Consider the following 14198-nt stretch of genomic DNA (forward strand, 5'->3'; position numbering starts at 1 on the left):
TCTATACCCTCGCCCCTTGTTTTTCTATCGTACGTTATTGCGTGATTTCACGATTCCAACGGTCAATCCATGCTTTGGAGTGCTCGTTTACGAATTTCATGTCCAGCTTTTTCAGCTTGCTTACGGTTTCTTCCCCGTACGTTACACCTTTTGCTTCTTCTTCTGTCAGTTGAACGGTCTTGTTTACAGGGGAATCGATTTTCGCTTTTGCTGTTTTCTCCTGAACCTCTTTGCTCAGTTGATAGTTGATGAAGTCTTCTGCGAGTGCTTTGTTTTTCGAGCCTTTTACGATGTTAACCGTATTCATAACCGCATATCCGCCACTTGCAGGTTGTACGAAAACAGCTTCTGGAACAGCGGCTTTGATGTCTTTGAAGTACATTTCCATGATCGGTCCAACGCCGATTTCTTCTTGTCCAAACATGTTCACGTATTCGGAGGTCTTATCGTAGAACTTCACGACACTTTTGTTGACTTCTTTCATTTTCGCGAAGGCTTGATCCTCGTTAAATTCCTTGCTGCCCGCGACCGCAGAAGCACTGTCGAGAACCATCGGACCAGTTGTGGACGTAATGCTTGGCAGTGTCAGCTTGCCTGTCAGCTCTGGGTTCCACAGATCTTTCCAATCCTTGATCTCGGTTTTTACGAGCTTTGGATTGTAGGCAATCCCGAATTGGCCAATCGTGTAAGCTGGACCGTATTCTTCGCCCAGTGGTGCTTTGGCGATGTCGTAGATTTGTTCCAGGTTCGGGATGCGGCTGCGGTCGATTTTTTCAAATGCGCCACTCTCAATCCCTTGCTGTGCATAGTAGTCAGAGAGGTAGATCAAGTCTACATCGGAGCTTCCTTGGCGAACTTTGTTCAGACGCTCTGCGTTGTTCCCGATTTCCAGCACGATTTTCACGTTATGTTCTTTTTCAAACGGCTCATATACTTCTTTGCGGAAAAAGTCTTCGGAGAAGCCCCATGTGGAGATGACCAGCTTTTGTGGCTCGCCCTTGGCTTCGCCGCCAGCTCCCCCCGCTTTTGGTTGATCATTGCTGCCACAGCCAGCGAGTGCCAGTGACATCATAGAAAAAGACAGGATTCCAGCAAGTAATTTCTTCATCGTAATTCTCCTCCAGTTGGGTTCATTTGATGACAAAATATGGTGATATAATAAAAAGAAAAGTACCCTTGATTAGAACGTATCATTCTAAACAAGAGCACTTTTCTTCGTAAACAAAGAGAAGTGACACCCGTTTTTACGCAAAGTCTACGGTCTCCCCTTAAGATAGATCAAAAGAGAAAATCCGAACGATTGCGTCAGGTATTCAGTTCTGATTCAGCTAAAATAACATTCGTGATCGCCCACTGCGTAGGCGCATCATAGTCCCTGAGCACGGCTTCCAACGGCAACCCCATCTCTTCTTCCAGTCGTTCTCTCAGTCTCTTCTTATAAAGAAGGGACATGCGAAAATCAACTTCGAGCTTGAGGGCCGGTGCTTCTCCTTCCAACGCTTGTGAGCGCGGAGAGCGGCGATGCTTAGCTTGGAACGTAATCATCTGATTTTCAATCGTGACTCGGAGCAAAGTCGTTCCAAATCCGAACAACTCTTTTGCTATCTCATTATAGATGGCAGATAGCTTTTTTCTAGTTTCATTGGAGTCCACGAAAGTCATGTCATCACCTGCGATAGCTGGTATCGGGTTCATTCGCTCTCATTATACATATGATTTTTTCATTCTTCAATAGAATATTCGTATTTAGATCAATTTCACATTTTTCCACCAAGTCATTCGTTTGCAAAAACTGTTGACACCGAAAAAATCACTCGTTATAATCCAACTATCCAAATAAGAATTAACAACAATGTTTGGAATGATAATTTCATAGCACATTCTCTTATGAAGAGAGGTTGAGGGACTGGCCCTATGACACCTCGGCAACCTATCGCAAACGATACGGTGCCAAATCCAGCGGAATTTATTCCGACAGATAAGAGAGGTATTGTTGCAGTGTGGTTACATACTTGCAGTTTTCGCCTCTTCTGTCGGAAGAGGCTTTTTTCTTTTCCATCTTACATCCAGAGAAAAGGGGTATTTTCATGAAAAAGACTGGTCTACTGCTTACTACACTACTGCTCGCTGCATCGCTCGTAACGGCTTGCGGGGGTAAACAAGAAGCTGCGCCTGCTAACGGCGGCACTGCTGCTGAACAAACCTCACTCAAAGTGGGTGTCACTGGCGGCCCACACGAAGAAATTCTCAACAAAGTAAAAGAAGTCGCCAAAGGCAAAGGACTCGATGTCGAAGTCGTCGTTTTTAACGATTACGTACAGCCGAATCAGGCGCTCGATAAAGGAAATCTCGATGTAAACAGCTTCCAAACCATCCCGTTCTTGGCGAAGTTCAATCAAGATCACAAAACAAAGATCGTTGAGGTCGGAAAAACCGTGACGTACCCGATGGGCCTGTACTCCACCAAGCATAAAAAAGTCGAGGACATCCCGGCAGGCGGCGTTGTCGGCATTCAAAACGACCCGACCAACCGAGCACGCGCCTTGTTGCTCTATCAGGCAGCGGGCTTGATTAAGCTCAAGGATGGCGTGGGCGACAACGCAACACCACTGGACATCGTGGAAAATCCGAAAAATTTGCAATTCAAAGAGCTGGAGGCTGCTTTCCTGGCACGCTCGCTGAGCAACGTAGAGGTTGCTTCGATTAATACGAACTTCGCAATGGAAGCTGGCTACTCCCCGAAAAAAGACGCGATCTTCGCTGAGACCGCTGACTCTCCATACGTAAACATCTTGGCAGTCAACGAAACCAACAAAGACAACCCAGCCGTCAAAAAGCTAGTGGACATCTACCGCTCGGAAGAAGTGAAAAAATTCATCAACGAACGCTTTGAAGGAGCTGTACTGCCGTCCTGGTAAGATCGACGCCAGGAACATCAAGAACAACAAGGAGAACTCGTTATGATACAGCTAACCGATATTCATAAGTCGTATCAAGTAGGAAACAAGCAGGTAGAAGCATTGAAGGGCGTATCCCTGCAGGTGAAAAAAGGGCAAATCTACGGGGTGATCGGCTTTAGCGGAGCGGGGAAAAGTACCCTGCTCCGTACCATCAACCTGTTGGAGAAGCCGACCAGCGGTTCTGTGATCGTCAATGGCCAGAACATGCTGACCCTCAAGGAAAAAGAGCTGCGGCAAGCTCGCAAAAAGATCGGGATTATTTTTCAACACTTCAATCTGCTCTCTTCTTATAATGTCTTTGACAATGTGGCGGAAATCTTGCGGATGAATCGCGTCCCCAAAGATGTCATGAAACGCAAGGTAGAAGACCTTCTCGGCTTGGTTGGCTTGTCTGATAAAGCAAACGCTTATCCTTCTCAGCTATCCGGTGGACAAAAGCAACGGGTGGGCATCGCTCGTGCACTTGCGACCGATCCGGAAATTCTGCTCTGTGACGAAGCGACTTCCGCTCTCGACCCGCAAACAACCGAATCCATTCTGGAGCTGTTGCTCGACATCAATCGAAAGTTTAACCTGACCATCGTGCTGATTACCCATGAAATGCAGGTCATTAAGAAAATCTGCGACCAAGTAGCCATCATGGAAAACGGCGTCGTCATCGAGCAAGGCTCTGTTCTGGATGTGTTCAGCAATCCGCAAGAGCAAACGACCCGTAATTTTATCAAAACGGTTTTTGATGATCAGGTACCACAAGAGATTTTGTCCAAGATAAAAGAAACCGGACCCGTTTCCAAAATTGTTCGCGTTGCTTTTCGTGGAGATGCCGCTCTCGATCCTGTTCTTGGCACCTTATCCGCACGCTTTCCGATTAGCACCAATCTGTTATACGGATCGATTACGACCATTAAGGGAACGGCGCTCGGCATTTTGCTTTTGCACATTTCTGGTGAAGACCAGCCCATTCAAGATGGCATTCGCTTCTTGCGCGAATCCGTCTACCGCGTAGATATTGTGTCACCAGAGGAGGTGCGGAGCTAATGGAGCGTTTGATTGAAATGATTCCGGTATTCGGGCAATCCCTGCAAGAGACCGTCATCATGGTTGGGTTTTCCTTGTTCATTGCGACACTGATCGGGATTCCGCTCGGGATTTTGTTGGTCATCACACAGGCGAACCACCTTTTTCCGAACAAAATCATTTATCACACCCTGAATACGCTCATCAACATTGTGCGTTCGTTGCCTTTTATTATCCTGATGGTTGCAATCATTCCTTTTACAGAGTTGATCGTGGGCACTTCGATTGGGATTGAAGGAGCCATTGTGCCGCTCATCGTCTATACGGCGCCTTATATCTCACGCCTGATGGAAACGGCCCTACATGACGTAGATCGCGGCGTGATCGAAGCGTACCAAGCGATGGGCGCATCCCGGACGCAGATTATTTTTCGCATCATGCTGCGTGAAGCACGGCCTGGCATCGTCCTCTGCCTGACGATCGCGACCATCGGTTTGATCGGTGCTACTGCTATGGCAGGCGCAGTTGGTGCCGGCGGACTGGGCGATCTCGCTTTGCGCTACGGCTACCAGCAATGGGACATCGAAGTCATGATCATTACCGTCATTATCCTCGTCGTCTTGGTCCAGCTCATTCAATCGTTGGGTAACTGGGCAGCCCGAAAACTGAAAAAGAGCGCGTAAATCGAAGAACCCCTGACGAGATCGCTTGTCAGGGGCTTTTTTGTAGGTATTTAAACCAATCGTCACTGAAAGTGCATTGGAATTTCGCTCGATATTCATGTAGACTTATATGTACAAGTCATTCAAATGAGAGGTGCTACTCAAATAACATGAAAAAACTCATCATGATGTTGGTTGCCGTAATGCTCGTACTCGCTCCGGCCGGAGGATTCATTGATCACGCCGACGCGAAAGGCTATAAGTCCGGGAAAAAATCTTTTAACTCTAATACAGCTCCCACCAATACACAAACACCCAACAAAGCGGATTCAAATGTAAACGCAACAACCAATAAAGGTACGACAACAACTCCTGCTGCTACCGCAAGCAAAAGCGGCGGCTTCATGAAAGGTCTCATGATTGGTGGTCTGGCTGGTTTGCTGTTCGGATCCCTATTCGGTGACATGGGTATGCTGGGCTCCATCCTTGGCTTCATGATTAACCTGATGGCGATCCTCGCAGTGATTATCCTGATCCGCAAAGCGTTCGTCTACTTTAAAAACAAGCGTGAGAAAGAACAGGAACTGAACCCATGGAAAAGATAACTTTTTCTGAACAAGATATCATTAACGCGATTTGCATTCATGCAGCTTTCAAAAAGCAGTTGAAGCCACAAGACATCTCCGTCGAGCTGATGTGGGACGAGGAGTATGGCTTCTCTGCTGAAGTACACTGGATGGATCGCCAACAAATCTTCGTCGAGATTAACATGATTGAAGCGATTCGCTACTACCTGGAGACTCAGATGCAGCGCAACCCTTATTCCGCCGGTATCGAGCTGGTATTGGACGACGAAGAAGGGATCATCGCTCATATCACCTACTAACACCGGAACATCATTTGTTAACCCAAGGCCAATTTGTTCACACATGTGAGCAGGTTGGCTTTTTCATATTGAATTTGACCTCGTTCTGTTATATACTTTACCTTAGTGAAAATGATTATCATTGTCTATGTTTACTCATACATGTACATACTTTCCTAAAAAGGAGTTGGCCCATTGTGGAGCGCTTATACACGCAAAAGCTGGACATCGGATACGGTGAGCTTTCCATTGTCAAAGACTTGAACATCAGCATTCCTTCTGGAAAAATCACTGCCTTGGTTGGTGCAAATGGTTCTGGTAAATCGACGATCCTCAAAACTCTCGCGCGGATTATGAAACCAACCGGCGGACAAGTATTTTTGGACGGAAAGTCGATCCATCAGCAATCGACCAAGGAAGTCGCCAAGCAACTCGCGATTTTACCGCAAAACCCAACCGCACCCGATGGCTTGACCGTGTCTGAGCTCGTTACCTATGGCCGCTTCCCCCATCAAAAAGGCTTCGGCTCTTTGACCAAGGAAGACAAGGAGATCATAAACTGGGCTATCTCCATGACCGGGATGGCAGATTTCCATGATCGTCCGGTTGACCAGCTATCCGGCGGTCAGCGCCAGCGCGCCTGGATTGCGATGGCACTGGCGCAAGGAACAGACATCCTGTTCCTTGATGAGCCTACGACCTTCCTGGATATGGCTCACCAGCTGGAGGTTCTCAAGCTCCTGCAAAAGCTGAATGACGAAGAAAATCGTACGATCGTTATGGTCGTCCACGATTTGAACCATGCAACCCGTTATGCACAGCACATGGTTGCCATCTCTCGCGGTACCGTCGTCGCTGAGGGAAGCCCTGCTGAAGTCATGACGCCTGAGATGCTGCGCAAGGTATTCAACATCGAAGCAGACATCCTGACTGATCCTCGCACGGGTGTACCGCTCTGCCTCCCATATGAGCTGTGTCATGCTGTGGATCAAAAACAAGCAAACGAAAACACGACCCAACCTGTTTACACGGAAGAGCGTAAGCTGGTTGGAGCCAGATAACCGTTAGATTCCGCAAACAAAAAGCCGGTTTTCATCACGTTTTACGGTGTAACCGGCTTTTTGCTATACCGACTATTTTTCTCTCCTCGTTACATGGGCTTAGAAAACCTTGCAGTTAGTCACAACTCAGACATACACATACCCCCTATATGTATGATAGTATTTGTTTGCAAGAAAAATATCCCATTTCGAAGGAGAGATCATCATGAAGGTTGCCATCTTGCTTTTCGACGGCATCACCGCATTAGATGCCATTGGTCCATACGATGTATTCGCTGCTACACTGAAATGTGAAGTGAAGTTTGTCGCTAAGAAAAAAGGGTTAATCAAGCTTGACTCCAATATGGGTTATTTACATGCCGATTACAGTTTTTCTGAAGTTACTTCCGCTGATATTCTTGTAGTGCCCGGTTGCAGTCCGCCCAATTATAAAACCCCGATGAATGACGACGAAACGCTACAGTGGATTCGCCACATACACGAAACGACGAAATGGACTACGTCTGTTTGCAATGGCTCTCTGATCCTGAGCGCCGCAGGCTTGTTACACGGAGCTGTAGCCACCACTCATTGGGCGTCGTTCGAGCTGCTCCACTCTCTTGGCACCATTCCAACAGAGGAGAGAGTCGTTCGTCAGGGCAAAATCGTTACAGCAGCCGGCGTTTCCTCTGGTATCGACATGGCACTCCAACTAGTTGCATGGGAATTGGGAGAGGATATGGGCAAAGGAGTCCAGTTGATTTTGGAATACGATCCCCAGCCACCGTTTGACTCGGGTTCGCCAAAGAAGGCACCTGCTTTATTGGTTGAACAAATAAGAGGGATGTTACAGGAGTTTGCCAAGCGGGAGCCCCGAGTATAAATGAATCAGCACGTTCTATAAAATGAAAAGGCGACAGCCCCGGGAATGTTTTACTCCCTTGGGCTGTCGCCACTTTCCTTTCTAGCCTCTTACCACTTCACTTCTTTCAGAACTTCTTCTGCCATGCCAGCGGTGGATTCCAATCCGCCACCAGACAAGTACCAGTTGCTAGAATCCAGGTAAATGATGTTGCCAGTTTTGAATGCTTTCGTGTTCTTAATCAGATCGTTTTCTACTGTTTGCTGTGTAGAAGTAGACACTTCTTTATTCTTGGAAATCGCGTTACCACGATCAATTACGAACAGGTAGTCTGGATCTTTTTCTGCTATATATTCAAAGGAAACGCTTTGACCATGATTTTCTACAGATATGTTTTTGTCTACAGGCGTAAATCCAAATTCACCGTGCAGGATACCAAAACGGGAACCAGCGCCGTAAGCATTCAGTTTGCCTTCGTTAACCATTACGATCAGAGCAGTCTTGCCGCTTGCCGTTGCTTTTGCATTCAATTCTTTGATAGATGCATCGATTTTGCCCAGCTCTTCTTCTACTTGTGCTTCTTTACCGAAGATGGTACCCAATGTTTTCATGTTCTCTTTGAATGATTCCATATACTTCGCATTGTCTACACCCATGAAGATGGTTGGAGCAATTTTGTTCAGCTCTTCGTAAGCATCTTGTTGACGACCAGAAATGAAGATGACATCTGGTTTCAATGCATTGATTTTTTCAAAGTCTGGCTCTTTCAAACCACCAACGTTTGTGTATTTCGCATCTTTGAACTTTTCCAGGTACGCAGGAATGCTGGTAGACTGTGCAACACCCGCTACTTCAATACCCAATTTGTCCAAGGAATCCAGAACACCGAAGTCAAATGCTACAACCGTTTTTGGATTCTTTTTCAGTTTTGCTTCACCTAATTTATGCTTGATCGTAACTTCTTCGGATGTTTGTGCCGCTTCAGGTGCTTTGGTTGCGTCCGTCGCAGATGTTGCAGGAGCAGCGTTATTGGAGCCGCATGCAGCCGTGAATACTGCCAACAGTACTGCCATAAACAGCATGAGTAATTTTTTGTTCACTTCTCTCACCTCTATATAGAATGTAAAAGTATATAAAATTATTGACAGCTGCTGATGAACCCCCCGGCAGGCCATCAAAATTTTAACGATAGGAAGATGGGGCTTACGCGAAATAGACACAGATTTTATTTTCTTCAATGTCTTCAATACGGATATCCATGTCATAGACATCTTTCAAGATCGGTTGGGTGATGATCTCGTCTGTAGTGCCTTCCTTCACGACCCTTCCATTCTTAAGAGCGACGATATAATCCGAGTAGACGGAAGCAAAGTTAATATCGTGAATGACAATGACAACCGTTTTGCCCTTTTCGTCTACCAGACGTCGCAGCACTTTCATGATCTGGACGGAATGCTTCATATCCAAATTGTTGAGCGGCTCATCCAAGAGGACGTATTCCGTATTTTGGGCAACAACCATCGCGATGTAAGCGCGTTGACGCTGACCGCCACTCAACTGGTCGAGGTACTTATGTTGAATGTCCGTAAGCTCCAAATACTGGATAGCCTCGTCTACATACTTCCAATCCTCTTTTGTCAAATTGCCTTGTGAATACGGGAAGCGACCAAAGCTGACCAGCTCACGAATCGTCAACCGCACCGTTATGTGGTTCGATTGCTTGAGAATCGAGATTTTCTTTGCCAGCTCACTGCTCTTTGTCTGCCCAATCTCCTGACCCTCAATGAAAACTTCACCTTGATCCTTGGTCAATAGGCGACTAATCATCGACAGCAACGTGCTCTTTCCGGCTCCATTCGGTCCAATAAAGGACGTGATTTTCCCTTTGGCAATCTTCACAGAGACGTTTTCTACGACATTTTTGCTACCATACTGTTTTGTGACATTCCGGACTTCTATCACGCTTTATTCTCCTTTAACAGAAGATAGATAAAGTAAACCCCACCAATAAAGTTGACGATGACACTAAGCGTCGTGGAGAACGCAAGTACACGCTCCACAATCAACAAACCGCCAACCAGTGCAATCACACTGATTAAAGCCGAGCCCACCAGCAAGTATTTATGCTGATAGGTTTTCATAAACTGATGAGCGAGATTCGCTACCAACAGTCCAAGGAAGGTAATCGGTCCAACAAGCGCTGTCGCGATCGATACGAGAATGGCAATGACGACGAGGAACCGTTTGATGACAAAATTGTACGGAATCCCCAAATTGATCGCCTGATCCCGACCGAGTGATAACACATCCAGGTACTTGATGTATCGCCAGAAGTAAATCATGATTCCGATGACCAGAGCAAAGCTCGTAATCAACAGGTCTGTTTTTACATTGTTGAAGCTGGCGAACATTCGGTCTTGCACAACCAAAAACTCATTCGGATCAATCAACACTTGCATGAACGTGGACAAACTGCTGAACAATGTGCCCAAGATCAATCCGATGAGAAGCAGGAAGTAAATGTTTTGCCCTTCCCTCTTAAACAGGAATTTGTAGAGCAAGCCTGCGAAAAGCACCATCCCACCTGTCGAGATCAAAAAGTTTACGTTGTTGTTCATCAAGGTGAAATGGGTGGAGCCAAAAACAAAGATCACAAATGTTTGGATGAACATATAGAGCGAATCGAGGCCGATGATGCTAGGCGTCAAGATTCGGTTGTTCGTGATGGTCTGGAAGATCATCGTAGAGAAGGCGATGATGCAACCGGTTAAAATAATGGCAAGAATTTTCTTAGCCCGCCGAGGAAGGACGTAATCCCAGTTGCCACCGGCGTCAATCATCATAAAAATGGCTATCAAAGCAATGGCCACAATCGACAGGGCAGCTATCTTCGCTTTCATTGTTCATATGCCTTTCTTCTCATGAGTAAGTACACGAATATCCCGCTGCCTATGACCCCAACCATCAAGCCGATAGAAATCTCGTATGGGAAGATGATGAGGCGTCCCAGGATATCACATGCAAGTACAAACACCGCGCCAAGCAAAGCGGTATGAGATAAGCTTTTTTTCAGGTTATCTCCCAGGTAGATCGTAACCAGGTTGGGAATGATCAGCCCCAAAAACGGGATTGTCCCTACTGTGAGAATAACTACCGAAGTCACACAAGCGACAATGACCAGTCCAATGTTGACGACATGCTTGTAGTTCAACCCGAGGTTGATGGCAAACTCTTCACCCATTCCGGCAATAGTGAACTTGTTCGCATACAAGTAAGCGATAATCACCAGCGGAATGCTTATGTACAAAAGTTCGTAGCTGCCTTTCATAATGGTGGAGAAATCTCCATGCAACCAAGCAGACATGTTTTGCATCAGGTCATGCTTATAAGCGAAAAACGTCGTGATGGATCCGACGATGTTTCCAAACATCAGTCCCACTAACGGGATGAAAATGGAGTCTTTAAATTTGATTCTTTCGAGAATCTTCATAAAGACAAAGGTTCCCAAGAGAGCTAATGCAAAAGCAACGAGTAGCTTCACCCAAGAGCTCGCATCAGCGAATACCAAGAGTGAAACCAATATTCCGAAGCGAACGGAGTCCTCTGTCCCTGCTGTCGTCGGAGAAACGAACTTGTTTCGGGTCAGCTGCTGCATGATCAATCCGGCGATACTCATGCTGACCCCTGCAATGATAATACTAATCAAACGCGGAATTCGGCTAATCCACAGCACTTGCACTTTGTCATCTGTGAGATTAAACAGTTCCCACGGGGATATATCTTTCACGCCAATAAAAAGTGAAACGAACGATAGCAAAATAAGTGCTACAACCAAATATCTCTTTTTCATCGCGTCCCTACTCTTCTTACTTTTTCATGGAGTAATGTTCCGTATTAACTCGAGCATTTACCGGAGAGAATAATTCTCATAATCATTAATAAAGAGATTCATTCTCAATTAGAATCACCTTAGTTATATTAGCACTTCTTTATCTGAAGGGGAAGCTTTTTTTCATTAGTCGGCTAATTTCTTCCTCAACCTGTCAAAATACCGCCACAACAAGAAAACCGCCAGGGCAAAAACCCTGACGGTCCTGATTATTTGGATGTGTACGAGCCTGTTACGTTTTGAACGAGTCGATCTCCGCTCCCGTCACTCTCAATCAGCACATTTCCTTCGACTGTATCAATGACGATATCACCGCTTTGGTCCGATATCGTAACATCACCCTTATGCTTTCTAATATACATATCACCGGATTGATCGTGAATCGCTACGTTTCCACCCGTGTTTTCCATGACGATCTCACCTGAATCGTCTTCGATCAGTTTGAGGGCTGACGCGTCCTTGATCTTAATATCACCGGACTGGTCACGAATCTCTACCTCTCCGTTCGTATTCGTTAATCGAATATCACCAGAGTCATCCTCAATTGTGAGCTTTCCTGTTAGATTCGTCATGTCAATATCTCCTGACCCATCGGTAAGGGCTATCGGCAGCTTGGCAGGAACGATTACCGTTATCGTCATATCCACATAGTTAAAACCGATATCTGTGTTCACTTCGGATCGTAGTGTTGCGGCGTTATTCCCATCCTTTTCGAGTGTAAGGATGATTTCTTCGGGTTTGACATTTTTCGATTTGATTTCAGCCTCTACATGAATCGCGGTTGCTTTTCCATCACCTTTGACGACCAAATCGCCCGAATCGGTCACAATATTCAACGCCTCGATGGACTCCGCAGGCAATTCAAGCTGTCTTTTTTCTTCTTCAATTTTGATCACGTTATTGTTGATCGTGCAGCCGGCCACGCCGATTCCCACAGCAATTAGGCCAACCCCTATCCACCGTTTCATTTGTTTCATCTATTTCCCCTCGATACTTGGTTATTTTTACAAGATAAGTTCTTTTAACATCGTAGCAAAACAGCGTAGAAGAGAAATCAGGCTACAGGGTTGTTCTCTCGTCAGTCCGCAGACGGATATTCCATTGTAGAGATCCCGTCTTTTCCCTACACTACAAGTAAGCATATTTCTCTAATTGAGTTGTCGCGGAGGGTAAAACAATGGACTTGAATCGAATCCAACTTGTGACGGATGCTTTTCCGTGCTTTTCCCTTGTTCCGGAAGCCGCATGGCGCCATCCTGACATAACAGTGGAACGCTTTTCTCCCCAGCTTACGATGCAGCAGGGTCATCTGTTTGCCCATGCCGCTTTTGTATTGTCAGGCAAGGTCCGCATCTATATCATCAGCGAGTCAGGACGTGAGGTTACGTTATATCGGGTACAACGCGGGGGAGTCTGCGTCCTCATGATGGCCAGTATTTTAGGTGAGACGGGCTATGAAGCATCCGCACAGCTAGAAGAGGAAACCGAGCTGCTGCTTTTGCCTGTAGATGTTTTCAAAGACTGGATGGATCACTATAAGGACTTGCGTCAGTTTATTTACCGGAACATGATCAACCGAATGGTCTCCGTCACATCTCTGGTCGAGGACATCGCGTTTAAACCGATCAACGCCCGCATCGCCGAATTATTGCTCCGTCGTACCACAGATTCTCACAATCATCTTTCCATCACCCATGAAGCGATTGCCATAGAACTCGGAACTGCCCGAGAGGTAATCAGTCGGTCACTCAAGGAGTTTGAAAAAGCCGGGTGGCTTCAGTTAGGCCGAGGCCGAATCACAGCTATTCGCCGTGATGCCCTCCAGGAAAAACTTTTTCCTAGTGATTGGTGAGATTGGTGAGTAAGTTACAGAAGCAACCATTTTCTCTCTCTACAATAAAGTCGTAGTGACTACCCATGAAAAGGGAGAGGATGTTTCATGTCAAAAGCACGTTCGTATTATGAATCAGCAAATTTGTCGCATATCCCAGAATTGATGAAATTGGCGCCTGACGCTGCCGCTTCTTATTTTTCTTTCGAGCGGCAAATCTACCAGCAATCCCACCAGCTTCCGGTCAAAACGAAAGAGTTGATTGCCATTGTGGTCGCTCACGTGACTGGCTGCCCTTATTGCATCGATGTTCACGTCAAAAAGTATAAAGAACTGGGCGGCACCATGGAGGAAATTATGGAGGCTCTACTCGTTGCCGCAGTGACACGTTCCGGTGCTATCTTAAGTCATGGGGTCAATGCCTTGCTCGCCTATCATGATGCTCCTGGCAAGCCAGATTGCTTTTGCTAACCGAATACATGACCCATCTGGAAAAGCTAAACAAACGAATCCAGTTTCATTAAAAGCTGGAATTCGTTTGTTTTTTTTGTATGTTTATACACTTTTTATGATCAAATGATTGCGACATTTTTCCTATCAATGTTATGGTAAAAGCAGGATGCTCACTTACCAAGAATTACTAACCGTTTCGAAACAGGAGGTTTTATGGCTCGTATACTGATAGCAGACGACTCCCTTGTAGTACGAGATTACATGAAAATCATTTTGGAACGGGCGGGCCATCAAGTCATTGCAGAAGCGACGAATGGATTGGACGCCTATCAAAAGTATACGGCCCACCTCCCCGACGTGGTGACGATGGATATCAATATGCCAGGAATGAATGGCATAGAGACCGTCCAAAAAATCATCGGCACCTTCCCCGACGCCAACATCATTATGGTCAGCACCAACGGATTAAAGCCGCTCGTTTTTGAAGCAATCAACGCTGGAGCGCGCCATTACATTCTAAAACCGATCGATGAAGAACGGCTTTTGGCTTCCATTACGAATTCTCTTTAGTCAATCAAACAAAAAACTGAGGCACTGTCGCCTCAGTTTTTTTCTATGG

General features: G+C 46.0%; 17 protein-coding genes and 1 riboswitch. Of the genes, 10 read left to right on the forward strand and 7 right to left on the reverse strand.

The window, feature by feature from the left end; translation table 11 throughout:
- Positions 1-34: 34 nt before the first annotated feature.
- Positions 35-1108 carry an ABC transporter substrate-binding protein gene (locus tag ACUUHJ_RS30285; protein WP_472300872.1) on the reverse strand — a complete coding sequence of 358 codons (1074 nt, stop codon included), beginning with the start codon at positions 1106-1108 and terminating at the stop codon, positions 35-37.
- 197 nt (positions 1109-1305) lie between these two features.
- On the reverse strand, positions 1306-1662 hold the full coding sequence (locus ACUUHJ_RS30290; RefSeq protein WP_289678170.1) for a DUF2294 domain-containing protein: 357 nt from the start codon (positions 1660-1662) through the stop codon (positions 1306-1308).
- Between the two features lie 220 nt (positions 1663-1882).
- A riboswitch (SAM riboswitch) is annotated at positions 1883-1985 on the forward strand.
- 102 nt (positions 1986-2087) lie between these two features.
- On the opposite strand from ACUUHJ_RS30290, the gene ACUUHJ_RS30295 reads away from it, so the two are divergent.
- The 7 genes from ACUUHJ_RS30295 to ACUUHJ_RS30325 all read left to right on the forward strand — a co-directional run bounded on the left by ACUUHJ_RS30295 (position 2088) and on the right by ACUUHJ_RS30325 (position 7427).
- Entirely contained in the window at positions 2088-2918 is an 831-nt protein-coding gene (locus ACUUHJ_RS30295; RefSeq protein WP_289675125.1) for a MetQ/NlpA family ABC transporter substrate-binding protein, read from the forward strand.
- Positions 2919-2960: 42 nt separating this feature from the next.
- Complete coding sequence (locus ACUUHJ_RS30300) at positions 2961-3998, forward strand: methionine ABC transporter ATP-binding protein (RefSeq protein ID WP_472300873.1); 1038 nt, start codon at positions 2961-2963, stop codon at positions 3996-3998.
- Complete coding sequence (locus ACUUHJ_RS30305; protein ID WP_173626372.1) at positions 3998-4660, forward strand: methionine ABC transporter permease; 663 nt, start codon at positions 3998-4000, stop codon at positions 4658-4660. The genes ACUUHJ_RS30300 and ACUUHJ_RS30305 overlap by 1 nt, the downstream gene beginning before the upstream one ends.
- Positions 4661-4809: 149 nt before the next feature.
- A complete protein-coding gene (locus ACUUHJ_RS30310) occupies positions 4810-5244 on the forward strand; it encodes a hypothetical protein (protein WP_289675128.1) in 435 nt (144 codons plus the stop codon).
- A complete protein-coding gene (locus ACUUHJ_RS30315) occupies positions 5232-5525 on the forward strand; it encodes a YxcD family protein (RefSeq protein WP_015893858.1) in 294 nt (97 codons plus the stop codon). The genes ACUUHJ_RS30310 and ACUUHJ_RS30315 overlap by 13 nt, the downstream gene beginning before the upstream one ends.
- Before the next feature lie 176 nt (positions 5526-5701).
- The gene (locus ACUUHJ_RS30320) at positions 5702-6565 is read left to right on the forward strand and encodes an ABC transporter ATP-binding protein (RefSeq protein ID WP_015893859.1); all 864 of its coding nucleotides are present in this window, start codon (positions 5702-5704) and stop codon (positions 6563-6565) included.
- 205 nt (positions 6566-6770) lie between these two features.
- Positions 6771-7427: a DJ-1/PfpI family protein gene (locus ACUUHJ_RS30325; RefSeq protein ID WP_472300874.1), complete on the forward strand. Its 657-nt coding sequence runs from the start codon at positions 6771-6773 to the stop codon at positions 7425-7427.
- A gap of 89 nt (positions 7428-7516) precedes the next feature.
- Here the strand turns inward: ACUUHJ_RS30325 and ACUUHJ_RS30330 are convergent, their stop codons facing one another.
- From ACUUHJ_RS30330 to ACUUHJ_RS30350, 5 genes are all read right to left on the reverse strand, one after another.
- Positions 7517-8506 (reverse strand): siderophore ABC transporter substrate-binding protein, encoded by a 990-nt coding sequence (locus tag ACUUHJ_RS30330; protein ID WP_289675130.1) that lies wholly within the window; start codon positions 8504-8506, stop codon positions 7517-7519.
- A 103-nt stretch (positions 8507-8609) separates the two neighbouring features.
- Positions 8610-9368 (reverse strand): iron ABC transporter ATP-binding protein, encoded by a 759-nt coding sequence (locus ACUUHJ_RS30335; RefSeq protein WP_289675131.1) that lies wholly within the window; start codon positions 9366-9368, stop codon positions 8610-8612.
- Positions 9365-10306, reverse strand: coding sequence for an iron chelate uptake ABC transporter family permease subunit (locus ACUUHJ_RS30340; RefSeq protein WP_472300875.1), 942 nt, complete (start codon positions 10304-10306; stop codon positions 9365-9367). The genes ACUUHJ_RS30335 and ACUUHJ_RS30340 overlap by 4 nt, the downstream gene beginning before the upstream one ends.
- Positions 10303-11256: an ABC transporter permease gene (locus ACUUHJ_RS30345; protein ID WP_472300876.1), complete on the reverse strand. Its 954-nt coding sequence runs from the start codon at positions 11254-11256 to the stop codon at positions 10303-10305. The genes ACUUHJ_RS30340 and ACUUHJ_RS30345 overlap by 4 nt, the downstream gene beginning before the upstream one ends.
- 248 nt (positions 11257-11504) lie before the next feature.
- The gene (locus ACUUHJ_RS30350; protein WP_472300878.1) at positions 11505-12272 is read right to left on the reverse strand and encodes a DUF4097 family beta strand repeat-containing protein; all 768 of its coding nucleotides are present in this window, start codon (positions 12270-12272) and stop codon (positions 11505-11507) included.
- Between the two features lie 200 nt (positions 12273-12472).
- Between ACUUHJ_RS30350 and ACUUHJ_RS30355 the strand changes: the two genes are divergently transcribed.
- From ACUUHJ_RS30355 to ACUUHJ_RS30365, 3 genes are all read left to right on the forward strand, one after another.
- Positions 12473-13147: a Crp/Fnr family transcriptional regulator gene (locus ACUUHJ_RS30355; protein ID WP_087350557.1), complete on the forward strand. Its 675-nt coding sequence runs from the start codon at positions 12473-12475 to the stop codon at positions 13145-13147.
- 87 nt (positions 13148-13234) lie between these two features.
- The gene (locus ACUUHJ_RS30360; RefSeq protein ID WP_015893867.1) at positions 13235-13597 is read left to right on the forward strand and encodes a carboxymuconolactone decarboxylase family protein; all 363 of its coding nucleotides are present in this window, start codon (positions 13235-13237) and stop codon (positions 13595-13597) included.
- A gap of 195 nt (positions 13598-13792) precedes the next feature.
- Positions 13793-14149, forward strand: a complete 357-nt coding sequence (locus ACUUHJ_RS30365; RefSeq protein WP_472300879.1) for a response regulator — start codon at positions 13793-13795, stop codon at positions 14147-14149.
- Positions 14150-14198: the final 49 nt, after the last annotated feature.

The sequence above is a fragment of the Brevibacillus schisleri genome (assembly GCF_055685845.1).